The organism is Microbacterium excoecariae (assembly GCF_011326725.1).
GTDB classification, from domain to species: domain Bacteria; phylum Actinomycetota; class Actinomycetes; order Actinomycetales; family Microbacteriaceae; genus Microbacterium; species Microbacterium excoecariae.
This window is the reverse complement of sequence record NZ_JAANCO010000001.1, coordinates 112,798-138,872: the sequence shown is the minus strand read 5'-3', so window position 1 is coordinate 138,872 and position 26,075 is coordinate 112,798. Positions and strand designations below refer to the sequence as shown.

Genomic DNA, 26,075 nt, shown 5'->3' with positions numbered 1-26,075 from the left:
TGAGACTTACCGGAGAAATGTGGACATGCGGGGCGCACCTCAACGACGAGACCACCCACAACGAGGCCCACCATGACCTATCAGCTGGCCGGCGACTCCACGGTCGCGGCCTGCCCGCCCGAGGAGCAGCCCATGTCCGGATGGGGCGCGCACCTCGCGCCCCACGTGCCGGATCCCGTCCGGAACCTCGCCTTCGGCGGCGCCACGACGGCGACGTTTTCTGAGGACGCCTGGCCGCGCCTGATCGACGAGGTGCGCGCGGGTGACACGGTCGTGATCCAGTTCGGCCACAACGACCAGAAGGATCCCGCGCTCGCGTCCCGCGGCGGGTACCGCGAGCGCCTGGCCGGCATGGTGCGCGAGGCGCGGGAGCGCGGCGCGACCGCCGTGCTGTGCACCTCGTGCGAGCGCCGCTGGTTCGACGGCGACCGCGTCACGCCCACGCACGGCGACTACCCCAACGCCGTCCGCGACCTCGCGGCCGAGCTCGACGCGCCCCTCATCGACCTCACCGCGTTCACGACCTGGCTGTACGAGGACGCCGGGCCCGACGGATCCGTGGGCCTGTTCAGCCACTTCTCGCCCGGCGAGCACCCGCACTGGCCCGACGGCCTCGCCGACGACACCCACTTCCACGAGCGCGGCGCTCGCCGCATCGCGGCCTACGTCGGGCGGCAGCTGCGCGCGATCCGCCGCCTCGACGGGGACGCCCCCGCGCGCGGAAGCTCGCTGGTGAGCTGAGTATGCAGGGGGGAATGACCAAGCGGGTCGGGATCCGCGACGTCGCCGAGCACGCGGGCGTCTCGATCGCGTCGGTCTCGAACGCGCTCAACCGCCCGGAGCAGGTCAGCGACGCGCTCCGGCAGCGCGTGACCGCGTCGGTCGCGACGCTCGGGTACGCGCCGATGCCCGCCGCCCGCCAGCTCCGCGCGGGGCGGAGCGGCCTCATCGGGATGACCGTGATCAACATCTCGAACCCGTTCTTCGGATCCCTCATCGCGGGCGCGGAGGATGCCGCGTCCCGCGCGGGGATGCGAGTGCTCGCGGGCAACAGCGACGACGACGCCGCGCAGGAGCGGGACCACCTGGGGCTGTTCGAGAGCGTGCAGGTCGAGGGCGCGCTCGTCGCCCCGTTCAGCGACCCGCACGCCGCCGCCGCGCGCCTGCGGGGGCGGGGGATCCCCGTCGTGCTCGTTGACGGCATCGACGCGGGCGGGCAGCTCGCCTCCGCGTCCTTCGACAACGTTGCCGGGGGCACCCTCGTCGCCGAGCACCTCCTCGCGCTCGGGCGCCGGCGCCTCCTGTTCCTGGGCTCGCGCGACGAGCTTCCGCAGGTCCGGGATCGCGCGGAGGGCGCGCGCCGGGTCGTGCGCTCGGCGGGGCTCGATCTCGCGGCCACCCGCCTCCCGCGCACGGATCCGCTCTCCGGCGCGGAGTTCGGCGCCCAGGTCGCGGGGTGGGATCCGCGCGACCGCCCCGACGCGATCTTCTGTTCGAACGACCACCTCGCGATGGGCGTCGTGCGCGCGCTCCTCGACGGCGGCGTGCGCGTCCCCGAAGACGTCGCGGTCGTGGGCTACGACGACACGCCGCTCGCGACCGTCGCGGCGGTGCCGCTGACGTCGGTGCGGCAGCCCGCGGTCGAGATGGGGCGCCGGGCGGGCGAGCTGCTCCTGGAGCGGATCCGCGACCCCCGCGTTGCGCCCGAGGCGATTGTCTTTCCCCCCGCGCTCGAGGTGCGGGCCTCCACCGTCGGCGCGTGACGCGCGCCGCGCGACATTCCGGGGTTCCTGCGGCAGGATGGGCGCAACGACAAGGGGGAGATCCATGTTCTTTGGACGCCGCACGCCCGCACGACACGCACCCGACCCCGTTCCCGCGCCCACCGCGCCCGCGCGCGGGGCCTGGCGCGACGGCATGGGGATCCTCGCGACGCGCGCGATCCAGATCATCGCGGTCGTCGTGCTCGCCGTCGGCGTCATCTGGGGCATGCGCCAGATCACGGTCGTCGTCATCCCGGTGCTCCTCGCGCTGATCCTCGCGTCGGCGTTCGAGCCGGTGATGAAGTGGCTGCGCGCGCGCATGCCGTCGGTGCTCGCGACCGTGATCCTCCTCCTCGCGATCATCGGGGTCATCGGCGGCATCGGGTGGGCGATGGTCCGCGCCGTCGCCGCGCAGTGGGACGACCTCTATCAGAGCGCCGTGAGCGGCATCGATCAGGTCATCGAGTGGGTCAATACGCTGCCGTACGCGCCGGATCAGGCGCAGCTGAACGAGTGGTGGGCCACGCTCCAGGACTTCGCGACGAGTGCGCAGTTCGGCTCGAGCGTCGGCAGCGGCGCGGTCGCCGGCGTGAGCGCCGTGGCCACCTTCATCACGGGCCTCGTGCTCATGGCCGTCGTGCTGTTCTTCTTCCTCAAGGACGGGCCGCTGCTGTGGGGATTCGTCCTGCGCCCCTTTGAGGGCGAGTGGGAGGCCCGCATGCAGCGGGTCGGATCCAAGACGGTCGACACCCTCGGCGCCTACGTCCGCGGGACGGCGGCGGTCGCGGCGGTCGACGCGATCGGCATCGGCGTGGGGCTCGCCATCCTGCAGATCCCCCTCGCGCTCCCGCTGACGCTCCTCGTGTTCCTGCTCGCGTTCATCCCGATCGTGGGCGCGACGCTCGCCGGGATCCTCGGGGCGCTCGTCGCGCTTGTGGACGGCGGGTTCATGAACAACGGCCTGCTCGCCGCCATCATCGTCGTCGCGATCGTCGTCGGCGTGAACCAGCTCGAGGGCAACTTCCTCCAGCCCGTCCTCATGGGCCGGGCGCTGAAGCTCCACAGCCTCGTCGTCCTGATCGCGCTGACGATCGGCACGCTGCTGGCGGGTGTTCTGGGCGCCGTCCTCGCGGTTCCGCTGACCGCCGTGCTGTGGGGCATCATCCAGGTCTGGGACGGCGAGGGCCGCCCCGCCCGCTGGGCCCGCCCGTAGCGCGCGGCGCCCCCGTTCGCCCCTAAGTCCACAATTCTCCGGTAAGTCTCACCCGGATCCGGGTGAGACTTACCGGAGAATTGTGGACTCGCGCCGGGGCCTACGCCCGCGTGACCTGAATCACGCTGGGGCGCGGGCCGCCCCACGCGCCGCCCGCGAGGGATCCGGGAGCGGCGTAGTCGGGGAAGTAGGAGTTCTGGGATCCCCAGGATCCGTCCTCGCCCGGGTGCTGCACCGCGACGAACACGCTGCCGTCGGCGTCGTGGATGACGGGGCCGCAGGTCTCGGCGTCGCGCGGGACGGCGAGGAACTGCTGCACGTGGCCCCGCTCGGCCCCCTCGAGCGGCACGAGGAAGAGCCCGTCGTTGTAGCCGATGCTCGAGGGCTGACCGTCGGTCGAGATCCACAGGTTGCCCGCGGAGTCGAACGCGAGGTTGTCGGGGCACGAGATCGGCGAGACCTTCTCGGCGGGGAAGCCCGCGAAGTAGGTGTTCGGGTTCGTCGCGGGGTCGCCGGCGAGGATGACGATGCTCCACCCGAACGTCGTCGAGGTGAGGTCGCCGCCCGCCTCCGTGATCTCGATCACGTGGCCGTCACGGTTCGTGTTGCGCGGGTTGGGCTCGGTCGCGCCCTCGTTCGACCCGACGCCGCGGTTCGAGTTGTTCGTGCACGCGACGTACACGCGGCCCGTGCGCGGGTTGGGCTCGACGTCCTCGCAGCGGTCCATCTTCGTGGCGCCCACGGCGTCGGCCGCGAGGCGGGTGTAGACGAGCGCCTCCTCGGTCGTGAAGCCCGCGACCACGCTCTCGCCGTCGACGACGATCGGCAGCCACTCGCCCGTGCCGTCGAACGCGCCGTCGCTCGGCAGGGCGCCGGATCCCGTGATCTCGCTGACGGGCGAGTCGCCCGTGAACTTCGCGACGTAGAGGGATCCGTGGCTCAGCAGCTGCTTGTTCGCCGCGCGCGCCTTCTTGCCGTTCCCGGGCCGGAAGGTGCCCGACGAGACGAACTTGTAGAGGTAGTCGAAGCGCTCGTCGTCGCCCATGTACGCGCCGACGAGGCCCGTCGTGCCGATGACGACGTTCGCGCCCTCGTGCTTCATGCGCCCGAGCGCCGTGTGCTTAACGGGCGCCTCGTCGGGGTTGTCGGGGTCGATCTCGACGATCCACCCGAACCGGTTCGGCTCGTTCTCGTACCCGCTCTGGCGGGCGTCGAAACGCGGATCCACCGCCTCCCAGCCGTACGAGGACGCGCCCTCGGTGATCCCGTAGCGGGCGTTGCCGGGGGTCGTGCCGTCGGCGCGGAAGTACCCGTTGAAGTTCTCCTCGCCCGAGACGATCGTGCCCCAGGGGGTCGTGCCGCCGGCGCAGTTGCCGAACGTGCCGTTCACGGTCCGGCCGTCGGGGTGGTCGGCGGTCTTCAGAAGGTCGGATCCGGCGGCCGGCCCGTCGAACACCATGGGCGTGTCCGCCGTGATGCGGCGGTTCTTGGGCGCGCCGACGATGTAGCTCCAGGGCTGGCCGCGGTGCGCGCGCTCGAGCTCGACGACCGAGAAGCCGTGCGCGGCCTTCGTCACGCGCACCTGCTCGAGCCGCTCCTCCTCCGAGGCGGCCGGCGGGAACATGATGCCCGCGTTCGTGTACTCGTTGTTCGCGGCGAGGACGGCGCGCTTGCCGTTCGGCTCCGCGATGATGTCGAGGTAGTCGTTGTTGTAGCCGAACTGCCGGGCCTGCTTCGCGGCCGTCTGGTGCGCGGGGTCGAACGCGTCGGCGGCGTCGAACAGCGGGTCGCCCCAGCGGATCACCGGCGTCCAGGTGAACCCGTCCGGGATCGTCACGGCATCGACCGTGTTCGGCACCGGCGCGATCGGCGTGAAGCCGAACGCGGCGCCCTTGCCGCGCCCGAGGACCTGCGCCGTCGTGGCCTGCGCGGGGGATCCGCCCGTGAGCGAGGACCCGTTGACGACCGCCGCGGCCGCCGCGGCGCCGCCCGCGAGCACGGCGCGTCGGCTGAGCGCGGCGCCCGCGATGTCGCGGAAGTAGCCGTTGTCCGACGTGTTGGGCGCGGGGTGGAAGCACGCGTTATCGCACTTGTAGAGGCACGTGACGGCGCTGCGCTTGCCGTGCGTGCGGCCCGTCATGAGCAGGTTCAGCAGCGGGCGCCGGCGGCCGTCGGTGGGCGAGGGGATCGTGTCGGTCATGCGTCCACGCTCGCCCCCGAAGGTGGCCTCCGCCCCGGCCGCGCGTGAACGGACGGTGAACGCCGCGGGGGCACCTCGTGACGTAGGTCTGCCTAAATGGTGACTTCTGCCCGGGGTGCCCGGGGAGACGGATCCGCGTTACGCGCCGAGGACCGCGGCGACGATCTCGCGCGCCTCCGCCTGCACCTCGGCGAGGTGCTGCGGGCCCTTGAGGCTCTCGGCGTAGAGCTTGTAGACGGCCTCCGTGCCCGAGGGGCGCGCGGCGAACCACGCGAACTCGGTCTGGACCTTCAGCCCGCCGATCGCGGCCCCGTTCCCGGGCGCCTCCGACAGCTTCGCGGTGATCGGATCCCCCGCCAGCGTCTCGGCCGCCACGTCCTCCGGCGAGAGCGCCTTCAGCGCTGCCTTCTCGGCGTCCGACGCGGGGGCGTCCACGCGCTCGTAGGACGAGGCGCCGTACTCGGCCTCGAGCTCGGCGTAGCGCGCCGACGGCGTCTTGCCCGTGGCCGCGATGATCTCGGCGGCCAGGAGGCAGAGGATGATGCCGTCCTTATCGGTCGTCCAGACCCCGCCGTCGTGGCGGAGGAACGAGGCGCCCGCGGATTCCTCGCCGCCGAAGGCAACGGATCCGTCGATCAGCCCCGGCACGAACCACTTGAAGCCGACGGGCACCTCGAGAAGCGTCCGGCCGAGCTCGGCGGTCACGCGATCGATGATCATCGACGACACGAGGGTCTTGCCGACCGCGGCCGACGCGGGCCAGCCCGGCCGGTGCGCGAACAGGTAGTCGATCGCGACGGCGAGGAAGTGGTTGGGGTTCATGAGCCCCGCGTCGGGCGTGACGATGCCGTGGCGGTCGGCGTCGGCGTCGTTGCCCGTGAGGACGTCGAACTCGGCGCGGCGCGCGACGAGGGAGGCCATGGCGGAGGGGGAGGACGGATCCATGCGGATCTTCTCGTCCCAGTCGAGCGTCATGAACTTCCACGTCGGGTCGACGTCGGGGTTGACGACCGTGAGCTCCAGCCCGTAGACCTCGGCGATCAGCTGCCAGTACTCGACGGAGGCGCCGCCGAGCGGATCCGCCCCGATCCGCACCCCGGCGCGGGCGATCGCGTCCATGTCGATGACGTCCCCGAGGTCGCGGACGTAGACGTCGCGGAAGTCGTACGACCCGACCGCCCCGTCGACGATGTCGCCGTAGCGCACGCGCGAGACGCCCTCGAGGCCGGCGGCGATGAGCTCGTTCGCCCGGTCGGCGATCCAGCCCGTCGCATCGGTGTCGGCCGGGCCGCCGTGGGGCGGGTTGTACTTGAAGCCGCCGTCGGCGGGCGGGTTGTGGCTCGGGGTGACGATGATGCCGTCGGCGCGGGCCGGGTCATCGGCCGCCAGGTCGCGGTTGTGGCGCAGGATCGCGTGGCTGAGCGCGGGCGTCGGCACCCACGCGTCGCGGGCGTCGGCGCGCACGTCGATCTCGTTCGCGACGAGGACCTCGAGCGCGGTGCGCTCGGCGGGCAGCGAGAGCGCGTGCGTGTCGCGGCCGAGGTAGACGGGGCCGGCGATGCCCTGCGCCCGGCGGTAGTCGACGATCGCCTGCGTTGTGGCGAGGATGTGGTCCTCGTTGAAGGTCGTGGCGAGGCTGGATCCGCGGTGCCCGCTCGTGCCGAACGCGACGCGCTGAGCGGGGACGTCCGGGTCCGGCTTCCGGTCGTAGTACGCGGCGATCAGGGCGTCGATGTCGACGAGGTCCTGGGGCTCTGCGGGCTGTCCGGCGCGAGTGCTCATGGACCCAGTGTGCCAGGTGGGCGTTACCGAACGGTGACGTGGGCGGATCCGCTCCCCACGCTCCGCGTACGCTGTGACCATGACCGAGACCCCCGCCTCCCCGCGCACCTACAGCTATCTCGGGCCGGCGGGGACGTTTACGGAGGCCGCGCTCGCGCAGGTCGAGGAGGCGCGGGGGCAGGCGTGGCGGCCCGTCGCGAACGTGGGGGCGGCGCTCGCCGACGTCGCGAGCGGCCGGTCGCACGGCGCGATGATCGCGATCGAGAACACGGTCGAGGGCGGCGTCTCGAGCGCCCAGGACGCGCTCGCGAACACCCCGGGTCTGCGGATCATCGGCGAGTACCTGGTGCCCGTGTCGTTCGTGCTCGTCGCGCCGCGCGGGACGCGACTGGAGGACGTCACCGACGTCGCGGCCCACCCCGTCGCGTACGCGCAGTGCCTCGAGTGGCTCGGGCGGAACGTGCCCGGCCACACGCAGGTCATCGCGGCGAGCAACGTCGCCAGCGCGATCGGCGTGCTCGACGGATCCCTCCCCGCGCACGCGGCGATCGCGGCGCCGGGCGTCGTGAATCACTACGACGTGGACGTGCTGGCCGAGGGTATCGGGGACAACCCGGACGCCGTGACCCGCTTCGTGCTCGTCACGCGCACCGTCGTGCCGCCGGAGAAGACCGGGGCCGACAAGACCTCGCTGATCGTCGAGCTGCCGAAGGAGGTGCCCGGCGCGCTCGTCGAGATGCTCGAACAGTTCGCGACGCGCGGCATCAACCTCAGCCTCATCCAGTCGCGCCCCATCGGCGACCGCCTCGGGCGGTACCGCTTCGTCATCGACGCCGACGGGCACGTCTCGGACGAGCGGATGGCCGATGCGCTCATGGGCCTCAAGCGCTTCAGCCCGCACGTGATGTTCCTCGGGTCCTACCCCCGCGCGGACCGCGAGCGCGTGCACGCCGAGGCCCGCTACGCGGACGAGTCCTTCGCCGACGCGCGCGACTGGCTCCGCGGCATCCTCGCGGGCGCCGACGAGGGGTAGGTCGCGGGCGGCTGGGCCGCCGGGGCCTACGGCGCCGACCGGTGAGCCGGCGCGCGTTGGCGCTCGCTCAAGTCCACATTTCTCCGGCAAGTCTCACCGGAATCCGGTGAGACTTGCCGGAGAAATGTGGACTTAGGCGCCGCGCACGCACGACGCCGAACGTCCCGGCGGGCACCGGCCCCGGCGGGCACCGGCCCCGGCGGGCGCCGACCCCTACAGCTTCGCCGCGAGGAGCTCCAGCGTCGCGAGGCGGCCCGGGGTCTCGTCCAGCGGATCCGTCCGGTACGCGCCCGCCGACGGCGAGATCATGATCTCGTCGACGCCGTGCGTCTCGGCGAACGCGCGCAGCTCGTCCGTCACGCGCGGCGCCTCGCCGACAAACCAGCGCCGGCGGTTCTGCTGGATGAGCGAGTCCTCGAGCGCGTCCGACGGGTTCTCGCGCACCTCGTCGATCGTCTCGATCTTGCGCATGGGCTTGTTCGAGCGCAGGCGCGCGAACTGGCGCAGCTGGGGCAGCGCGCGCTCCTCCGCGAGGGCCTGCGTCTCGGCGACCACGACGTTCGCGGTGACGAAGGACCGCGGATCCGGGTGCCGCTCGCTCGGCTGGAAGCCCTGGCGGTACAGCGCCATCGCGCGCTCGAGGCCGTCGCCCGCGAAGTGGTTCGCGAACACGTACGGCAGGCCGAGCTGCGCGGCGAGCTGGGCGGAGAAGTCGCTGGATCCGAGCAGCCACACCTCGGGCGCGCTCGACGCGTCCGGCGTCGCGGCCACCTCGTATGTGCCGCCGGAGGTGAAGCGCACGGTCGCCCCGTCGCGCTCCATGAGTTGGATGATGTTCTGCACGTGCTCCGGGAACTGCTGCGCCTCGCTCGTCGTGCCCGAGCGCCGCAGGAGCTGGGTGATCACGGGGTCGCTACCGGGCGCGCGCCCGAGCCCGAGGTCGATGCGTCCCGGCGCGATCGCCTCGAGCGCTGCGAACTGCTCCGCCACGATGAGCGGCGCGTGGTTCGGCAGCATGACGCCGCCGGATCCGACACGGATCCGCTCGGTGCGCGCCGCCGCGGCCGCGATGAGCACGGGCGGCGACGTCGAGGCCACGGCCGGCATGTTGTGGTGCTCGGCGAACCAGTAGCGCCGGTAGCCCAGTCGGTCGGCCGCCTGCGCCAGCGCGAGCGACGACGCGATCGCCTGCTGCGTGGTCTGGCCCGTGCGCACGGGGACGAGGTCGAGGACAGACAGTGCGGGAGTGGTGCTCATCGCTTCTTCCGAACCGCGGATCCGCCCCGGCTATTCCCCGCTACGGCAGCGCGTCCTCGAGCTCGCGGCCGAGCGCGGGGGCGATGTGCTCGACCCAGAGGCGGTTCAGGTGCGAGTTGTCCTCGTAGATCGGCACGTCGCCCGCGAACAGCGGGCAGCCCGCCTCGCTGCACACGAGCGGCTCGGTGTCGACGTAGATTGCGTTCGCGGCCGTCGCGCGCTCCTCGGTGATGGCGTTGCTGTGCGCCTCCTGGCTCTGGCCCGAGACGACGCAGGTCTCCTGGTCGGCGCCGGGCGCGTCGACGCAGTCCTTCGGCTCCGACTCGTCGCGCGCGGGCACGTCGCCCAGCACGATGACGCGGCCGGCCGACTCCTGGTAGCCCGTGACGGCCTCCGTGACGGCCGTCGCCCACTGCTCGTCGATCGACGCGTCCGGCTGGTCGGTCATGTTGAGCTGCCCGCGGGCGCTGAGGATCGCCGCGTCGGGCGCGAGGTCGGCCACCTCGTCGCGCGTGAAGTCGCGGAAAGCGTCGCAGTCGGGCTGGACGTGCCCGTCGGCGTCCTGCACCACGGGGTATGCCCCGCACGCCATCTTCGCGAAAAGCATGACGCGGAAGTCGTGGTCCTTGCCGATCATGTCGAGCGCGGGGATCCACATCGCCGCGTGCGAGTCGCCGATGACGGCGATCGTCGTGTCGGACTGCGTATTCCCGTACGCGCATACGTCCGCATCGCGCTCGCCCTCGCTCGCGTAGCAGTCGCCGTCGACGAGGTCCGTCCACTTGGCGTCCTGCAGGGCGTCGGCGTCGATGTCGGGCGGGATGGGCGCCCCCGACTCGGCCACCTCGACGGCCTCGTCGAGCGAGTCCTGCACCTCGTCGACGTCCTCGCCCTGGATCTCCTGATACCCGTGCTCGTCGAAGTACGCCTCGGCGTCCGCCTGCTGGGCGGCCTGGCGGGCGGATCCGTACGCGGCGGATCCCGCGACGCACGCGAGCACGACGACGACGCTGATCGGCCAGAGCCATAGCGTGCGGCGGTCGCGGGAGAACACGGGGACGCGCTTTTTCTGGAACGGCGTCTCGACGAGGTGGTAGCTCGCCGAGGCGAGGCCGAACGAGACGGCGATCGTGAGGGCCGCGCTGACGAGGAGCGGCGCGTCGTGGGGGAGCGCGGCGGCGAACGCCAGCGCGACGGGCCAATGCCAGAGGTAGAGCGAGAAGGAGATGTCGCCGACGTAGCGGACGGGCCGGGCCGAGAGGACGCGCCCGGGCCACGTGTCGGGGCCGGCGGCGAGCAGCAGCGCCGTGCCGGCGACGGGCACGGCGGCGTGCCAGCCCGGGAAGGGCGTCTGCTCGGAGAAGGTGGCCGTGGCCACCGCGAGGAGGAGCACGCCCGCCCAGGCCGCGCCGTGGCGCCAGCGGGAGCGCAGGGGCGCGGATCCGAGGCACGCGAGCAGCGCGCCCGCCGCGAGCTCGTAGGCGCGGGCGGCGGTGTTGAAGTAGGCGGGCTCGGGGGAAGTGGCCGTGACCCACAGGGCGTAGGCGAACGAGGCGGCGAGCACGAACGTCGCGATCCCCGTGAAGGCGCGGGCGCCGAGGCGCGGTACGAACAGCAGCACGAGCACGGGCCACACGAGGTAGAACTGCTCCTCGACCGCGAGCGACCAGTAGTGCTGGAACAGGCTCGGATCCGTCACCGAGAAGTAGTCGGCGCCCGACGCCGCGAAGTGCCAGTTGGCGAGGAACACGCTCGTCCACGCCGCGTCGACGGCCGTGTCGTCGACGCGGGCGACGGGGAGCGCGATCGCCGCGTAGACGAGCACGACGACCGTGACCACGGTGGCGGCGGGGAGGATCCGGCGCGCGCGGCGCACGTAGAATTCGGCGATGCTCACGGTGCCCGTGCGCTCGACCTCGCGCAGGAGGAGCTGGGTGATGAGGAAGCCCGAGATGACGAAGAAGACGTCGACGCCCACGAACCCGCCCTCGAGGCCGGGGAGGTGCACGTGCGAGAGCACGACGAGGACGACCGCGAGCGCGCGCAGGCCCTGGATGTCGGGGCGCCACGACGCGTGCGAGGCGCGCGGATCCGCGGACGGGCGAGCGGCGGTGGTCTGGCTCATCGTCTCCACCATAGTTATCGTTTTGTGATGTAGCTGGGAGCGCCTGCGCCGGGGCGCGGCGGGCGCGGCCTAGCCTTTTCCCATGATGGCTGAGCTCTTCGTCGTCCTCGTGTGCGCGAGCGCGGTCGCGTCGTTCGCGAAGTGGCGAGGCTGGCCCGCGCCGCTGCTCGTCACGGCCGTCGCGCTCGCCGCGTCGCTGGTGCCGATCGTGCCCGACCTCACGCTCGACGGCGACCTCCTGCTCGCCCTTGTCCTGCCGCCCCTGTTGTACTCGGCGTCGCTCGACGCGTCGTTCCTCAGCTTCCGGCAGGCGGCGCCCCATGTTCGGCGGCTCGGGGTGGGGCTCGTCGCCGTCACCGCGGCGGCGGTCGGCCTCGTCGCGTGGCTCATGATGCCCGAGCTCGGCATCGCGGGCGCGCTCCTCCTCGGCGCGATCGTCGGCCCGCCCGACGCCGTCTCCGCCGCCGCGATCGGGCGCAAGCTCGGCCTGCCCCGCCGGGTCATGACGGTCATCAGCGGCGAGAGCCTCATCAACGACGCCACCTCCCTGACGCTCGTGCGCGTGTTCGCGGCGATCGTGGCGGGGGCGACGGTCACGCTGTGGGACGGGCTCGGCGGCTTCGCCCTCGCGGTCGTCGTCGGCGTCGCGGTGGGCCTCGTCGCGGGCGCGGGGCTGCACGCCCTGCGCATGCACGTGGACGACCCGGTCGTCACCGGCAGCGTCGGCCTGCTGCTCCCGTTCGGCGTCTACGCGATCGCCGAGCATCTCGGCGGATCCGGCGTCCTCGCGGTCGTCGCGATGGGCCTGTTCGTCGGATACCAGGCGCCGCGTGCCCCCTACGCGACGCGCATGCAGGACGGTCCCGTCTGGGCCTCGATGGACTTCCTGCTCGAGGCCTTCGTCTTCGCCTACATCGGCCTCCAGCTGCCCGCCGTCATCGCGGAGGTGGGATCCTCACACGGATCCACCACCGTGCTCCTCGCGCTCGCCGTGCTGGGGACCGTGCTCGTCGTGCGGCCCCTCTTCGTGTTCGGCGCGTACGCGTGGGGACAGTGGCTGCAGGGCGCGCGCCTCGTGCGCTGGAAGCACGCCGTCGAGGCGTTCCAGAGGGATCCGCGCAGCCACGGGGCGAAGCCCGTGCGCGCCGCGCGGGCGAAGGCCCAGCGCCGCGGCGGCACGAGCGCGTCGGCGCTCGTGCAGGACCGGATCCTCGAACCCCGCCTCAGCTGGCAGGACCGGGCGGTCATCTCGTGGGCCGGCATGCGCGGCGTGGTGACGCTCGCGATGGCGATCGCGCTCCCCGAGCTCACCGACGGCGGCATGCCGTCCGGCCAGGTCGAGGTGCTCGTGACGGTCGCCTTCGCCGTCACCGTCGGGACCCTGCTCCTCCAGGGGCTCACGCTGCCCGCGCTGATCCGCGGTCTCGGCGTCTCGAGCGCGGACGAGCGCGCGTCCGACGAGCGCGCCATCACGCGCGTGCGCCGCCGCAGCAACGCGGCCGGCATCGAGTACCTCCGCCGCCGTCAGCAGTCCTGGCTCGAGACGCACGGATCCGACGGCGACGCCATCTTCAAGAAGTACTCCCGCATGCTGCTGCGGCTGGAGAAGGAGAGCGAGCGCGCAGAGCGCCAGCGCGATCTCGTGGAGGACGAGGCCGCCCTCGCCCGCCGCGGCGCGATCGGCCGCGAGCTCACGGCGCTATCGAAGGGGTGGCTGGAGGTGCGCCGCCGCGTGCTCCTGGAGGAGTGCCGCGCGGGCCGCCTCAGCGAGGAGGTCATGCGCGAACTGCTGCGCGCCGTCGACGCCGAGGAACTCGCCCTCGACGCCCGCGGATCCGCCCGAGGTGACGACGCCCGCGCGGGGTAGGGGCGGCGCGGAGGGGGCGCGGTGGCCTCGCCGCTTTCGGGTCGCGCATATGCACCTCCCCGGCGCGGATCCGGGTGCGTTTGCGCGATTTGGCCGCGCGCTTTCGCGTTCGGATCGCGCATATGCACCTAACTCGGCCGGATCCTGGTGCATGGGCGCGACGTGGCCGCGCGCTGGCGCGTTCGGATCGCCCGTATGCACCTTCCCTGCGCGGATCCGGTGCGTTTGCGCGACTTGGCCGCGCGCCACCGCGTTCGGGTCGCGCGTATGCACCTATTTCGGCCGAAATCGGGTGCATTTGCGCGACCTGGCCGCGCGCCGCCGCATTCGGATCGCGCGTATGCATGTTCGCGGCGCGGATCCGGGTGCGTTTGTGCGACCTGGCCTAGCGCTCGGTTCGCGCGTATGCACCGTCCCGTTGCGGATCGGGGTGCGTTTGAGCGACCTGGCCGCGCGCGTCCGCGTCGGATCGCGCATATGCACGTTCGCGGTGAGGGTTCGGGTGCATTTGCGCGACCCGGCCGCGCGCCGCCACGCTCGGGTCGCCCGAATGCACCTTCCCCGCGGGCATCAGCGTGCGTTTGAGCGATCTGGCCTCGCGCACCCGCGCCACAGCGTTCGGATCGCGCGTATGCACCTTCCCGGTGCGGGTCCTCGTGCGTTTGAGCGACTTGGCCGCGCGCCGCCGCGCTCGGATCGCGCGAATGCACCTTCCCGGCGCGGATTCGCGTGCATCTGCGCGACCCGAACCGCTCGCCCCCGGCTCGCGCCCCGAGCACCTCCCCCGCGGCGCGCCTCAGCGCAGCGCGCGGCCGCTCGCTGCGAGGGCGAGGCGGCGGGGGACGCGCTGGGCGATCGCGGCGGTGAGTGCGTTCAGGCGGCCGGAGACGACGCTCGTGGGGCGCGAGCGCGCGTCGAGGGCGCGGAGGGTGCGCGCGACGACCTGGCGGGACGACTGGAAGCGGCCGAACGCCATAGCCTCCGTGCCCACCTCGTCGAAGAACTCGGTGCGGGTGGCGCCGGGGCTGATGGCGAGGATCCGCGCCCCGGATCCTCGGGCCTCGTGCGCGATCGCCTCCGTGAAACTCAGCACGTACGCCTTCGTCGCGCCGTAGGCGGCCATGCTCGGGCAGGGCTGGTAGGCCGCGGTGCTCGCGACGTTCACGAGGATCCCGCCCGCGGCGAGGATGTCCGGCAGGTAGGCGCGGGTCAGCGCGGTGAGGGTGGCGACATTGAGGTGGATCATGGCGTCGAGGCGGGCCGGATCCTCGTCGGCGAGGGCGCCCTTCAGGCCGAACCCGGCGTTGTTCACGAGACCCGTGACGTGGATCCCGCGGGATGCCGTCTCGGCGTGGAGGCGCCGTGCGGCCCCGTCTGAGGCGAGATCGGCGGCGATCGTCTCCACGAGCACGCCGTGGTCGGCGGCGAGGCGATCGGCGAGCTCCCGCAGGCGTTCCTCGCGCCGGGCGACGAGCACGAGGTCGTGCCCGCGCGCGGCGAGCTGCGCGGCGAACTCCGCGCCGAGGCCCGCGCTGGCGCCGGTGATGAGGGTGGTCGGCGAGGAAGAAGGCATGCGGCCAGGGTAAGCGGGGAGGGGCCGGCCCGCAGGCGGATTAGATGCCGCACGCACGCGAGCACCCCGGCCGACGCGCGCGCAGGGCCCGTGGCATCGCCTTTGCAGAGCCCGCCAGCACCCCACGTGGTCTGCGCCCTACGGAACCACCCCACGCCCCGCTCCACCGGGTCGCACGCTCTGCCCCCCCCCACGCGCAGCCCCCACCGGGTCGCGCGTGGCACCCCGCGCCCGCGCATGTTTCGCGCATGTTAAATGCGCCTCGGCCGCTGTGACGATCTCGTTTCTCCCCCTAATCGAGACGGCGTCACCGACTAGAACGGACAGTGCAGTTGCACATTGCACTGTCATATAGCCCGATGCTAATGTCCCTCCCAATGCAACGGGGCAGAGAAAGGTAAGGACTACCGCTGTGACGAAGAAGCTCAAGACGGGCGCGATTGCGCTCACGCTCGCGGGTGTCATGCTCGCGACCGCGTGCTCAGGGGACGCAACAGAGGCATCGGGCGGGGGATCGGCGGCGGGCGAGCCGCAGTCCGGCGGCACGGTGCACATGCTGCAGACCGCCGATTTCTCGTATCTCGACCCGGCGCGCGGCTGGGACGGCGGCGTGAACGCGTTCTACCGCCTCATGTACCGCGGCCTCACGATGCAGGCGGCCGGCGACGCCGAGGACCCGAACGCGATCGTTCCGGACCTCGCCGAGTCGCTCGGTGAGGTGTCCGACGACGGCCTGACGTGGACGTACACGCTGAAGGACGACCTCTTCTTCGACAACGGCGACCCCATCACGTCGGCCGAGATGAAGTACGGCATCTCGCGCGCGTGGGACCCGGACATCGGGATCGGATCCCCGTACCTCAAGTCGGTCATCGACGCGCCCGAGGACTACGAGGGTCCCTACGTCTCGGGAGACCTCCCGACGATCGAAACCCCCGACGACAAGACGATCGTGTTCCACCTGAAGGAGCCGTTCCCCGAGTTCGACAACGTCCTGGCGCAGCCGAACGCCGCCCCCTTCCCCGAGGGCACGGGCGGCGGCGACGAGTTCATCAACGACGTGATCGCCTCGGGCCCCTACACGCTCGAGAGCTACACGCCCGGCAGCTCCATCGAACTCGTGCGCAACGAGTACTGGGACGCCGACACGGACGACGTGCGCCTGGCCTACCCGGACGCGTGGGAGTTCGAGATCGGCATCGACTCGGCCACGATCGACGAGCGCATGATCGCCGGGCAGGGCACGGACGCGAACGCGATCGCGAGCAAGATCGGCAGCGCCACGCTTCCGCGGATCCAGACGCCGGAGCTCCAGGAGCGCGCGATCACGGCGCCCGCGTACTGCACGACCTACATGTCGATGAACACCACGAAGGAACCGTTCGACGACGTCCGCGTGCGCCAGGCGATCAACTGGGCGATCGACCGGTCGGCCGTGCAGAACGCGTCGGGCGGCACGCAGCTCGCCGAGATCGCGACGACGATCATCCCGGACGCCGTCTCGGGCCACAAGGACTTCGACTTGTACCCGAGCGAGGGCAATACGGGCGACGCCGAGGAGGCCACGGCGCTTCTCGCGGAGGCGGGCCTCGAGGACGGGTTCGAGTTCACCCTCGACATCCGCAACCTCCCCGTCGCGCAGGCGCAGGCCGAGGCGATCCAGCAGTCGCTCGAGCAGATCGGCGTGACGGTGAACCTCAACGTCATCGACGCGTCGATCTACTACGAGACGATCGCGACGCCCTCGAAGCAGAACGACGCGGCGATCACCGGATGGTGCCCGGACTGGGCCTCGAGCGCGTCGACGTTCATCCCGCCGCTGTTCGACGGCGCCGTCATCACGGATCGAGGAAACCAGAACCTCGCTCAGCTGGACGACGAGGCCATCAACGAGCGCATCGCGGAGATCCAGACGATGGACGACCGCGACGCCGCCATCGCCGCGTGGGGCGACCTCGACGAGCAGATCATGGAGCTCGCGCCGATCGCGCCGCTCGTGCTCGAGAACGGGATCTTCCTGCCGGGCGAGAACATCGCCGGGTACGTGCCGAACACGAGCATGACCGACCTCACGATCGTGGGCCTCGAGGACCCCTCGAAGGGCTGACATGACCGTTCCCGCGACTCGAATCGAGGCCGCGCCCGCCGCCGGCGACTCCGCGCAGACCAGCGCGGAGCCGCCGGCGGCTCCCGGCCGTCGCCTCCTGAAGGCGTTCGTCACCGACATCCCGTCGATGCTGTCGACCGGATACATCGTGCTGATGGTGCTCATGGCGATCTTCGCGCCGCTGATCGTGAAGATCAGCGGCTGGGGTCCGTATGAGTTCGACCAGAGCGCTGTCGACCCCAACATGGGGGCGCTGCCCTACGGCGCATTCGGCGGCATCAGCGGCGAACACTGGTTCGGTGTCGAGCCGGGGAGCGGGCGCGACATCTTCGCGCGCATCGTCTACGGCGCGCGCGTCTCGCTCACCGTGGCGCTCAGCGCGACGGTGCTCACCACGGTCCTTGGCGTCGTGTTCGGGCTGCTCGCGGGGTACTTCGGCGGCTGGATCGACGCCGTGATCTCGCGCGTCATGGAGTTCCTCATGGCGTTCCCCGCCCTGATCTTCATGATCGCGATCCTCTCGGCGCTTCCCGCCGACAACCGCGTCGTGCTTCTGATCCTCGTCATCTCGCTGTTCGGGTGGCCCTACCTCGCCCGCATCGTGCGCTCGCAGACGCTCTCCCTCACGCAGCGCGAGTTCGTCGAGTCCGCCCGCGCCTCCGGCGCGAGCCACGGGCAGATCATCTTCCGCGAGATCCTGCCGAACCTGCAGTCCACCATCATCGTGATGTCGACCCTCGCCGTGCCGGGGTACGTCGGCACGGAGGCGGGACTGTCGTTCCTGGGCGTCGGCGTCGTTCCGCCCACGCCCAGCTGGGGTCAGATGATCGCGTCCGCCGCCCCGTGGTACGCCGTGGACCCCATGTACTTCATCATACCGGGAGCGTTCCTGTTCCTCCTGGTCATCTCGTTCACGACGCTGGGCGATCGCGTCCGCGTGATCGTGGGCAGCGGGGAGGTCCGCGCATGATCCGCATGCTCGCATCGCGCCTGGCGGGGATGGTGCTCGTCCTCTTCCTCGTCACGCTCTTCACGTACGTCATCTTCTTCGTGCTGTCGCCGGATCCGGCCGTCCAGATCTGCGGGAAGAACTGTACGCCGGAGCGCATCGACCAGATCCGCGCGAGCCTCGGGCTCGACCTGCCGTTCTGGACGCAGTTCTTCACGTACGTCGGCGGCCTGTTCGCGGGGCGCACCTTCGAGGTCGCGGGGGCGGAGATCGTCTGCCAGGCGCCGTGCCTCGGGTACTCCTTCCAGACCAGCCAGCTCGTCGGCGACATGATCGTGCAGCGCCTGCCGATCTCGGCGACCATCGCGGCGGGCGCGGGGATCCTGTGGCTCCTCGGCGGCGTCGCGGCGGGCGTGCTGAGCGCGGTCAACGAGGGGCGCTTCCTCGACCGCTTCCTCGCGGGGCTCACGCTCGGCTCGATGTCGATCCCGAACTACGTGCTGGCGCTCGCGCTGCAGTTCGTGCTCGTCGTCGCGCTGGGCTGGCTCCCGTTCCCCCAGGCCGTTCCCTTCGCCGACGATCCGGCGCAGTGGTTCCTGAACTTCCTCATGCCGTGGATCGTCCTGGCCGCCACCTACGCCGCCGTGTACACGCGGCTGACGCGCGCGAACGTCATCGACACGCTCCAGGAGAACTTCGTGCGGACCGCGCGGGCGAAGGGCCTGCGCCCGAGCCTCGTCTGGCGGCGGCACGCTCTGCGGCCCGCGCTTACGCCGATCGTGACGCTGTTCGGCATGGACATCGCGGCGCTGCTCGGCGGCGCCGTCATCACGGAGACCGTCTTCGGGATGAACGGGGTCGGAAAGCTCACGGCCGACTCCATCACGAGTAACGATCAGCCGGTCATCATGGCCGTCACGCTGCTGTCGGCGTTCTTCGTCATCGTCGGCAACCTCGTCGTCGACATGCTGTACACGGCGATCGATCCGCGCGTTCGGACGGGGGCACGAGTATGAGCGAGCACACCACCGCGGCGGCGGATCCGCTCCTCGCGGTCGAGGGGCTGACCGTTTCCTTCCCGACGGCGGCCGGCCCGGCTGACGTCGTCGACAACCTCTCCTTCTCCGTGCCCCGCGGCGGGGCGCTCGGGATCGTGGGCGAATCCGGATCCGGGAAGTCGATGACGAGCCTGGCGGTGATGGGGCTTTTGCCGAAGGGCGGCGCCGCGACCGGGTCGATTCGCTTCGACGGGACCGAGCTCACGGCGCTTCCGGAGAAGCGCCTGCGGGAGGTCCGCGGCGACCGGATCGCGATGATCTTCCAGGACCCGCTGTCCTCGCTGAACCCGTACTACCGGGTGGGGACGCAGATCATGGAGGCGTATCGCTCGCACCGCCGGGGCGTGACCCGCTCCGAGGCCCGCCGCGTCGCCATCGAGGCGCTCGACCGCGTGCACATCCGCGACGCGGCCACGCGCGTCGATCACTACCCGCACCAGTTCTCCGGCGGCATGCGCCAGCGCATCATGATCGCGATGGCGCTGACGATGGAGCCGGATCTCATCATCGCGGACGAGCCGACCACGGCCCTCGACGTCACGGTGCAGGCGCAGATCCTCGACCTGCTCGCCGAGATCCGGCGGGACACGGGCGCGAGCCTTATCCTCATCACCCACGACCTCGCCGTCGTCAGCGAGGTGACGGACGACATCGTCGTCATGCGCAACGGCGTGTGCGTCGAGAGCGGCACGACCGAGGGCGTCTTTAGCGACCCGGCCGCCGACTACACGCGCCGGCTGCTCGACGCCGTGCCCCGCATCGACGACGAGATCGGCGTCCTGCGCACGACGAGCGCGATGCCCACCATCCCGGGAGGAACGCGATGACCGACGCACCCCTGTGCCGCGCCACCGGACTCGTGAAGGAGTTCCCGACGGGCCGCCGCGGGCTGCTGGGCAAGGCCCAGACGTTCCGCGCCGTCGACGACGTCTCGCTCGAGGTGCACCGCGGCGAGACGCTCGCGCTTGTGGGCGAGTCCGGATCCGGCAAGTCCACGACCGCGCGCCTCGTCGCGCGCCTGATGGACGCCGACGCCGGCCGCGTCGAGATCGAGGGGCAGGACGTCTCGGCGCTGTCGGGGCGCGCGCTCCACGGGTTCCGCGGATCCGTGCAGGTGATCTTCCAGGATCCGTTCTCGTCCCTGAACCCGCGCCACACCGTCGAGCGCATCGTGACCGCGCCGCTGGCGTACCAGGGCAAGCGGATCCCCGGGGGTGCCCGGGCGTTCACGCGGAACCTCATGGAACGCGTCGGGCTCAACCCCGACTTCTCGAACCGCCTCCCGTCCCAGTTCTCGGGCGGGCAGGCGCAGCGCATCGGCATCGCCCGCGCGCTCGCGGTGAGCCCGAAGCTCGTGATCTGCGACGAGGCGGTCTCCGCGCTCGACGTCTCCGTGCAGGCCCAGGTCATCAACCTGCTGCGCGAGCTGCAGGCCGAGGAGGGCTTCGGCTACCTTTTCATCGCCCACGACCTCGCGGTCGTGCGCCAGATCGCGACCCGCGTCGCGGTGATGAGCCGGGGCAAGGTCGTCGAGACGGGCGCGCGCGACCAGGTGTTCGAGGATCCCCAGCACGAGTACACCCGCGCGCTCCTCGCCGCCGTGCCTCGGATCGAGCCGGAGTGGGACGCGCGCAGGCGCGCGGCCGAGGAGCGGCGCCGAACGGCGACCGCGCAGACGGAGGCGACGCGATGACCCTGACGACGACGTACATGCTCCGCGGGATGCGGGTGCGCGAGGGGCGCGTGGAGGTGCCGCTCGACTGGGGCCGACCGGACGGCGAGCGGATCGAGCTCTTCATCCGGGAGCTCGTGGATCCGGAACGGGACGTCCCCGAGACCCCGCTGCTCACCTACCTGCAGGGCGGGCCGGGCGGCGCGAACCCGCGGCCCCTCGCGCGCGACGGCTGGATCGACGAGGCGCTGCGCGAATACCGGCTCGTCCTCGTCGACCAGCGCGGCACGGGCGGATCCACCCCCGTCGACGCGCGCGTCGTCGCGGACCGCGGGGACGGCGCGGCGGGCGCGGACTACCTCGCCCTGTTCCGCGCGGACTCGATCGTCCGCGACCTCGAGTACGTGCGCGGCGAGGTGTACGGCGGGCGCCGCTGGGCGACTCTCGCGCAGAGCTTCGGCGGCTGGATCACCCTCACCTACCTGTCGTTCGCACCGGACGCGCTCCGCGCGAGCTACATCTGCGGCGGCGTCCCCGGCACCCCGCCCCGGGCCGCGGAGGTCTATCGCCGCACGTTCGACCGGGTGGCCGCGAAGACGGCCGAGCTGTACCGGCGGTACCCCGGCGATGTGGAGGCGGTCGCGCGCATCGCGGACGTGCTGCAGGCGGAGGACGTCCGGCTGCCGGACGGCGACCGCCTGACGGTGCGGCGCTTCCAGTCGCTCGGGATCGACTTCGGGATGAAGCCCGGGCACGAGCGGATCCACTGGCTCGTCGAGAAGGCCTTCGTGCGGCCGGGCCGGTTCTCCGAGGCGTTCCTGCAGGACGTGCAGGCGCTGTCGTCCACGGCGGGCAACCCGCTGTTCTGGACGCTGCAGGAGGCGATCTACGGCGACCCGGACAGCGGCGCGACGGCCTGGGCCGCGCAGGCCGAGCGGGACCGGAGGCCGGAATTCGGGGAGGACCGGCGCCCCCTGCTCTTCACGGGGGAGATGGCGTTCCCCTGGATGTTCGACGAGACGCGGGTGTTGCGCGGGTTCGCGCCGGCCGTGAACGAGCTCGCGCGCCGCACCGAGTGGAGCGCGCTGTACGACCTCGAGGCGCTCGCCGCCAACGAGGTGCCCGTGGCCGCCGCCGTCTACTTCGACGACATGTACGTCGACGCGGGGCTGCAGCTCGACACGCTCTCGCGGATCCGCGGGGCCGACCGGTGGGTCACCAACGAGTTTGAACACGACGGCATCGGCTCGGGGCGCACGTTCACGCGCCTGCGCGAGCTGGTCCGCGACCGGGGAGGAGAACGAGCATGACGAACCTGCCGCGCCCGCCGTACGCGGGCACGCGCTACCCGCGCCTCGCGGAGGTCGACGCCTTCCGCGACTGGATCGCCGGGGGATGGGCCGACGAGCCCGTGGCGCCGGACCTCGCGGCCGGCGCCGCCGCGGCCGCCGCCGAGCACCGCGCCCGCCTCGGCGAGCGCCTCCCGGACGCGACCATCGTGGCGGCCGCGGGGGTCGCGCCCGTCCGGAACGACGACGCGTCGTACGGCTTTCGCGCGGACAGCGCCTTCGTCTGGCTGACGAACTGCCAGGCGGAGGACGCGGTTCTCGTCATGACCCCGCGCGCGGGCGGCCACGACGCCGTCCTGTTCCTGCCGGCGCCCTTCCGCCCCGGCGAGACGGGGTTCTTCGCCAACGCGCTGCACGGCGAGCTGTGGGTCGGGCCCACGGCGGGCCTCGGCGCGTGGGCCGAGGCGCTCGGCATCGAGGTGCGCCCGCTCGCCGAGTTCGACGCGGATCGCCTCGGCGGCGCGCACTTCTCCGCGGCCGCCGCGCGGCGCTTCGGGGTGCCCGCCTCCGCCGAGCTCGAGCGCGCCGTGTCGGTGCTGCGCATGGTGAAGGATCCGTGGGAGATCGCCCAGCTTCGCCAGGCCGTGGACGCGTCCGTCGCCGGGTTCGCGGCGACCGTGGCCGAGGTCCCCCGCGCGATCGAGGAGGGCCTCGGCGAGCGGTGGCTGCAGGGCACGTTCGACCGCCACGCGCGCACCCTCGGCAACGGCCCCGGGTACTCCACCATCGTCGGGTCCGGTCCGCACGCCCCCACCCTCCACTGGGTGCGGTGCGACGGCCCGGTCCTGCCCGACGCGCTCCTGCTGCTCGACATGGGCGTCGAGGCGCGCACCCTGTACACGGCGGACGTGACGCGCACGTTCCCCGCGAGCGGATCCTTCTCGCCCGTCCAGCGGGACGTGCACGACCTCGTGGAGAAGGCCCACCGCGCCGGCCTCGCCCAGATCCGACCGGGAACCGCGTATCTCGACTTCCACTTCGCGGCGATGGAGGTCATCGCGACGGGCCTGCACGACTGGGGCCTGCTGCCCGTCTCGGTGGACGAGGCGCTGTCGCCCCAGGGCCAGCACCACCGCCGTTACCTCGCCTGCGGCATCGGCCACCACCTCGGTCTCGACGTGCACGACTGCAGCCAGGCCCACTACGAGGACTACATGGGCGCCGACCTCGAGCCGGGGGTCGTCATGACCGTCGAGCCGGGGCTGTACTTCCACGCCCACGACCTCACCCTGCCGCCGGAGCTGCGGGGGATCGGGGTGCGGCTCGAGGACGACGTGCTCGTGACGGAGACGGGATCCGAGGTGCTCTCGGACGCGCTCCCGATCGACGCCGCGGGCGTCGAGGAGTTCGCGCGGCGTCAGATGGGCGCGCGGTGACCGCCGCGCCCCCCGCGCTCGAGCCGTTCCCGCACGGCACCGTGCGCCACGGCGCGGGCAGCGTCTTCCTGCGGTCGCGCGAGGCGATGCTCGAGCTCGCCCGCGCGTACCCGGTCGACCGTATGCTCGCCGTGTTCCGGGCGAACGCGGGCCTCGACACCCGCGGCGCGGAGCCGCCGGGAGCGTGGGAGGGCTTCGGGCACCCGCAGGAGGAGGCGTGGGGCGAGGGTGACTACCCCGGCGCCGAGGCCGCGCAGACGGCGAACCTCCTGCGCGGGCACTACGCCGGGCACTTCCTGTCGATGCTCTCGTTCGCGGCGGCGTCGGAGGGCGACGCGGCGCTGCGCGCGAAGGCGCACGAGATGGTCGAGGGCCTCGGCGAGGTGCAGCGCGCGCTCGCCGCGACGGGACGGTTCTCCCATCCCGGGTTCCTCGCCGCCTACGGCGAGTGGCAGTTCGCGCGGCTCGAGGACTTCGCGCCCTATGGCGAGATCTGGGCGCCCTACTACACGTGCCACAAGATCATGGCGGGCCTGCTCGACGCGCACGAACAGGTGGGGAGCGCGCGTGCGCTCGAGATCGTCGCGGCGATGGGTGAGTGGGTCGGGCATCGGCTGGCCCGGCTCGACGCCGAGCGCATCCAGCGCATGTGGGGGCTCTACATCGCCGGCGAGTACGGCGGCATGAACGAGACGCTCGCGCGGCTGAGCGCCGCGACCGGGGATCCGCGCCACCTCGAGACGGCCCGGCTGTTTGAGATGGATGCCCTGATCGACGCGGGCGTGCGCGGCGAGGACATCCTCACGGACATGCACGCCAACCAGCACCTGCCCCAGCTGGTCGGCTACGTGCGCCAGTTCGAGCTCACCGGCGAGCGCCGGTACCTCGACGCGGTGCGCGGAATCTGGGACATGGTCGTCCCGGGCCGCACCTACGCGCACGGCGGCACGGGCGAGAGCGAGCTCTGGGGCCCGCCCGGCGCCGTGGCGGGCGATATCGGGCGCCGCAACGCGGAGACGTGCGCGACGTACAACCTGCAGAAGATCGCGCGGCGCCTCTTCCTGCACACCCGGGATCCGCGGTTCCTCGCCTACGCCGAGAACGCCGCCCTGAACCACATCCTCGCCTCGCGCCGGGACGCCCGGTCGGAGGTGAGCCCCGAGGTCACCTACATGTTCCCGGTCGACCCGGGGGCGCTGCCCGAGTACGACAACACGGGGACCTGCTGCGGCGGGACGGGGCTCGAGAACCACGTCACGAACCACGACGGGATCTTCTTCCGCGACGCCTCGGGCGCGCCCGAGCTCTGGATCGGGATGCTGACCCCCGCCCACCTGTTGTGGGACGCGCAGGGCGTCGACGTGCGCGTGGATGGCGGCCTGCCGTGGGGCGGCGCCGCACGGGTGGTCGTCGAGCCGCGCGGGGCGGATCCGGTGGAGCTCGCCCTGCACGTGCGGATCCCCGAGTGGGTCGCGGGGCCCGCGCGCGTCCGGGTCGCGGGCGAGGAGATCGCGGCCGCGCCGGGAGAGGTCGTCGCGCTGCGGCGCCGCTGGTCCGCCGGCGACGCCGTCGAGATCGACCTGCCCGCCGTGCTGACGGCGGAGGCCACGCCGGACGACCCGACGCTCTGCGCCGTGCGGACCGGGCCGACCCTGCTCGTCGCCCGCAGCGACGCGACCACCCCCCTCGATGTCGGGCTGGCGGGGCGCCGCGCGCTCGGCGGGCGCCTGGTCGCGGATCCGCCCCAGGGCGCGCCGGGCGAGGCGCCCCGGATCGACGGGATCGCGTTCGAGCCGATCTGGACCGGGAGCGACCGGAGGTACCACATGTACGTCCGCGACCGCGCGCGGATGGTCGCGCTGGCGGGGGTCGACGCGGGGGTACCCCTGCGCGAGCGTGCGGACGGATCCTCGGTGCTCACCGACATCTGGCGCGCGCCCGAGCCCCGCACCGCGGCGGAGTTCCGCGACCGCGCGGTGGCCGCCGTCGTCGCCGCGCGCCGCGACGGGCTCCTCGCCCCCGACGAGGTCGACGCCGTGCTCGGCGCGGCCGCGCGCGCGGACGTGGATGGCGCAGGCTCGGCGGCGTCGTCCCGCGTCGCCGTCGGGGGGTCGCCGGGGTGGCGCCCGGCGGGGGACGCGGTGGAATGGATCGTCCCCGCGGGGCTGGCGGACCTCCCCGTCCCGCCGTCGGTCGTCGTCGCCGCCGAGGAGCCGCCCGCGGCGTCCGGGTGGTACACGGCGCGGCCGCGCGTGCGCGTGACGGCCGTCGACCTGGGCTCCGCCGACTCCCGCCCCCCGTCGGTCGAGGTGCGCCTCGTGCGGGGCGGCGACGCCGGCCCGTGGCGTCCGTACGCGGGGCCGTTCGCCGTCGACGGCGAGGGCGCCGTGCGCGTCGAGGCGCGCGCCACGACGGCCGCCGGCCGGTCGGGGGCGGCGGCGCTGGAGCTCTCCATCGACACGGCTCCGCCCGTGCCCGAGGCGCGCGTGCGCCGGCTCGGCGCGAGCGTCGAGATCGACCTGCGCGCGGCCGACGCGGTGTCCGGGCTGGAGCGGATCCAGTGGGGCGGTGCCGACACGTTCTGGGCCACGTACCAGGAGGCGTTCGTGCGCAGCCTCGGCGAGGAGGAGCAGGTGCTCGAGTTCTCGGCGACCGATCGCGCGGGAAACGAGTCCCCCCGGCAGCGCCTCGTGCTGCCGCCCCGCTGAGGGCAGTGGACACGAGGGAGCGATCCCTATTAACATTGCAATT

At 72.4% G+C, this 26,075-nt stretch carries 18 protein-coding genes; 13 read left to right on the top strand and 5 right to left on the bottom strand.

Annotated features, from left to right (window positions below; translation table 11 throughout):
• The first annotated feature begins 72 nt into the window (after positions 1–72).
• The 3 genes from G8E01_RS00590 to G8E01_RS00580 all read left to right on the top strand — a co-directional run bounded on the left by G8E01_RS00590 (position 73) and on the right by G8E01_RS00580 (position 2,976).
• Complete coding sequence (locus G8E01_RS00590) at positions 73–741, top strand: rhamnogalacturonan acetylesterase (protein WP_166314411.1); 669 nt, start codon at positions 73–75, stop codon at positions 739–741.
• 14 nt (positions 742–755) lie between these two features.
• Positions 756–1,763, top strand: coding sequence for a LacI family DNA-binding transcriptional regulator (locus G8E01_RS00585; protein ID WP_166314408.1), 1,008 nt, complete (start codon positions 756–758; stop codon positions 1,761–1,763).
• Positions 1,764–1,827: 64 nt separating this feature from the next.
• Positions 1,828–2,976 carry an AI-2E family transporter gene (locus G8E01_RS00580; protein ID WP_166314405.1) on the top strand — a complete coding sequence of 383 codons (1,149 nt, stop codon included), beginning with the start codon at positions 1,828–1,830 and terminating at the stop codon, positions 2,974–2,976.
• 100 nt (positions 2,977–3,076) lie between these two features.
• On the opposite strand, the gene G8E01_RS00575 is transcribed toward G8E01_RS00580, so the two are convergent.
• Together G8E01_RS00575 and pgm are read right to left on the bottom strand one after the other, a co-directional pair.
• A complete protein-coding gene (locus tag G8E01_RS00575) occupies positions 3,077–5,176 on the bottom strand; it encodes a PhoX family protein (RefSeq protein ID WP_166314402.1) in 2,100 nt (699 codons plus the stop codon).
• A gap of 138 nt (positions 5,177–5,314) precedes the next feature.
• Entirely contained in the window at positions 5,315–6,958 is a 1,644-nt protein-coding gene (gene pgm / locus G8E01_RS00570; RefSeq protein WP_166314399.1) for a phosphoglucomutase (alpha-D-glucose-1,6-bisphosphate-dependent), read from the bottom strand.
• A gap of 79 nt (positions 6,959–7,037) precedes the next feature.
• On the opposite strand from pgm, the gene pheA reads away from it, so the two are divergent.
• A complete protein-coding gene (pheA, locus tag G8E01_RS00565) occupies positions 7,038–7,991 on the top strand; it encodes a prephenate dehydratase (RefSeq protein ID WP_166314396.1) in 954 nt (317 codons plus the stop codon).
• A gap of 213 nt (positions 7,992–8,204) precedes the next feature.
• On the opposite strand, the gene G8E01_RS00560 is transcribed toward pheA, so the two are convergent.
• Both G8E01_RS00560 and G8E01_RS00555 read right to left on the bottom strand, forming a co-directional pair.
• Complete coding sequence (locus G8E01_RS00560; RefSeq protein WP_166314393.1) at positions 8,205–9,248, bottom strand: LLM class flavin-dependent oxidoreductase; 1,044 nt, start codon at positions 9,246–9,248, stop codon at positions 8,205–8,207.
• A 40-nt stretch (positions 9,249–9,288) separates the two neighbouring features.
• Complete coding sequence (locus tag G8E01_RS00555; RefSeq protein ID WP_166314390.1) at positions 9,289–11,373, bottom strand: acyltransferase family protein; 2,085 nt, start codon at positions 11,371–11,373, stop codon at positions 9,289–9,291.
• An 82-nt stretch (positions 11,374–11,455) separates the two neighbouring features.
• Between G8E01_RS00555 and G8E01_RS00550 the strand changes: the two genes are divergently transcribed.
• Complete coding sequence (locus G8E01_RS00550) at positions 11,456–13,240, top strand: cation:proton antiporter (RefSeq protein WP_166314387.1); 1,785 nt, start codon at positions 11,456–11,458, stop codon at positions 13,238–13,240.
• A 796-nt stretch (positions 13,241–14,036) separates the two neighbouring features.
• Here G8E01_RS00550 and G8E01_RS00545 read toward each other — a convergent pair.
• Positions 14,037–14,813, bottom strand: a complete 777-nt coding sequence (locus tag G8E01_RS00545) for an SDR family NAD(P)-dependent oxidoreductase (RefSeq protein WP_166314384.1) — start codon at positions 14,811–14,813, stop codon at positions 14,037–14,039.
• A gap of 412 nt (positions 14,814–15,225) precedes the next feature.
• Between G8E01_RS00545 and G8E01_RS00540 the strand changes: the two genes are divergently transcribed.
• From G8E01_RS00540 to G8E01_RS00505, 8 genes are read left to right on the top strand one after another with little or no spacing between them, the layout of a single operon-like run.
• Entirely contained in the window at positions 15,226–16,920 is a 1,695-nt protein-coding gene (locus G8E01_RS00540) for an ABC transporter substrate-binding protein (protein ID WP_166314381.1), read from the top strand.
• Position 16,921: 1 nt separating this feature from the next.
• Positions 16,922–17,890: an ABC transporter permease gene (locus G8E01_RS00535; RefSeq protein WP_166314378.1), complete on the top strand. Its 969-nt coding sequence runs from the start codon at positions 16,922–16,924 to the stop codon at positions 17,888–17,890.
• Positions 17,887–18,885, top strand: a complete 999-nt coding sequence (locus G8E01_RS00530) for an ABC transporter permease (protein WP_166314375.1) — start codon at positions 17,887–17,889, stop codon at positions 18,883–18,885. The genes G8E01_RS00535 and G8E01_RS00530 overlap by 4 nt, the downstream gene beginning before the upstream one ends.
• Positions 18,882–19,754: an ABC transporter ATP-binding protein gene (locus G8E01_RS00525; RefSeq protein ID WP_166314372.1), complete on the top strand. Its 873-nt coding sequence runs from the start codon at positions 18,882–18,884 to the stop codon at positions 19,752–19,754. Before G8E01_RS00530 ends, G8E01_RS00525 begins: the two co-directional genes overlap by 4 nt.
• A complete protein-coding gene (locus tag G8E01_RS00520; protein WP_166314369.1) occupies positions 19,751–20,620 on the top strand; it encodes an ATP-binding cassette domain-containing protein in 870 nt (289 codons plus the stop codon). The genes G8E01_RS00525 and G8E01_RS00520 overlap by 4 nt, the downstream gene beginning before the upstream one ends.
• Positions 20,617–21,909 carry an alpha/beta fold hydrolase gene (locus G8E01_RS00515; RefSeq protein ID WP_166314366.1) on the top strand — a complete coding sequence of 431 codons (1,293 nt, stop codon included), beginning with the start codon at positions 20,617–20,619 and terminating at the stop codon, positions 21,907–21,909. Before G8E01_RS00520 ends, G8E01_RS00515 begins: the two co-directional genes overlap by 4 nt.
• The gene (locus G8E01_RS00510) at positions 21,906–23,324 is read left to right on the top strand and encodes an aminopeptidase P family protein (protein WP_166314363.1); all 1,419 of its coding nucleotides are present in this window, start codon (positions 21,906–21,908) and stop codon (positions 23,322–23,324) included. The genes G8E01_RS00515 and G8E01_RS00510 overlap by 4 nt, the downstream gene beginning before the upstream one ends.
• Positions 23,321–26,032, top strand: a complete 2,712-nt coding sequence (locus G8E01_RS00505) for a beta-L-arabinofuranosidase domain-containing protein (RefSeq protein ID WP_166314360.1) — start codon at positions 23,321–23,323, stop codon at positions 26,030–26,032. Before G8E01_RS00510 ends, G8E01_RS00505 begins: the two co-directional genes overlap by 4 nt.
• Positions 26,033–26,075 lie beyond the last annotated feature (43 nt).

Bases quoted from the DNA above. Each gene is read 5' to 3' on its own strand.
- G8E01_RS00590 (WP_166314411.1), top strand. From the start codon at position 73: ATGACCTATCAGCTGGCCGGCGACTCCACGGTCGCGGCCTGCCCGCCC.
- G8E01_RS00585 (WP_166314408.1), top strand. From the start codon at position 756: ATGACCAAGCGGGTCGGGATCCGCGACGTCGCCGAGCACGCGGGCGTC.
- G8E01_RS00580 (WP_166314405.1), top strand. From the start codon at position 1,828: ATGTTCTTTGGACGCCGCACGCCCGCACGACACGCACCCGACCCCGTT.
- G8E01_RS00575 (WP_166314402.1), bottom strand. From the start codon at position 5,176: ATGACCGACACGATCCCCTCGCCCACCGACGGCCGCCGGCGCCCGCTG.
- pgm (WP_166314399.1), bottom strand. From the start codon at position 6,958: ATGAGCACTCGCGCCGGACAGCCCGCAGAGCCCCAGGACCTCGTCGAC.
- pheA (WP_166314396.1), top strand. From the start codon at position 7,038: ATGACCGAGACCCCCGCCTCCCCGCGCACCTACAGCTATCTCGGGCCG.
- G8E01_RS00560 (WP_166314393.1), bottom strand. From the start codon at position 9,248: ATGAGCACCACTCCCGCACTGTCTGTCCTCGACCTCGTCCCCGTGCGC.
- G8E01_RS00555 (WP_166314390.1), bottom strand. From the start codon at position 11,373: ATGAGCCAGACCACCGCCGCTCGCCCGTCCGCGGATCCGCGCGCCTCG.
- G8E01_RS00550 (WP_166314387.1), top strand. From the start codon at position 11,456: ATGATGGCTGAGCTCTTCGTCGTCCTCGTGTGCGCGAGCGCGGTCGCG.
- G8E01_RS00545 (WP_166314384.1), bottom strand. From the start codon at position 14,813: ATGCCTTCTTCCTCGCCGACCACCCTCATCACCGGCGCCAGCGCGGGC.
- G8E01_RS00535 (WP_166314378.1), top strand. From the start codon at position 16,922: ATGACCGTTCCCGCGACTCGAATCGAGGCCGCGCCCGCCGCCGGCGAC.
- G8E01_RS00530 (WP_166314375.1), top strand. From the start codon at position 17,887: ATGATCCGCATGCTCGCATCGCGCCTGGCGGGGATGGTGCTCGTCCTC.
- G8E01_RS00525 (WP_166314372.1), top strand. From the start codon at position 18,882: ATGAGCGAGCACACCACCGCGGCGGCGGATCCGCTCCTCGCGGTCGAG.
- G8E01_RS00520 (WP_166314369.1), top strand. From the start codon at position 19,751: ATGACCGACGCACCCCTGTGCCGCGCCACCGGACTCGTGAAGGAGTTC.
- G8E01_RS00515 (WP_166314366.1), top strand. From the start codon at position 20,617: ATGACCCTGACGACGACGTACATGCTCCGCGGGATGCGGGTGCGCGAG.
- G8E01_RS00510 (WP_166314363.1), top strand. From the start codon at position 21,906: ATGACGAACCTGCCGCGCCCGCCGTACGCGGGCACGCGCTACCCGCGC.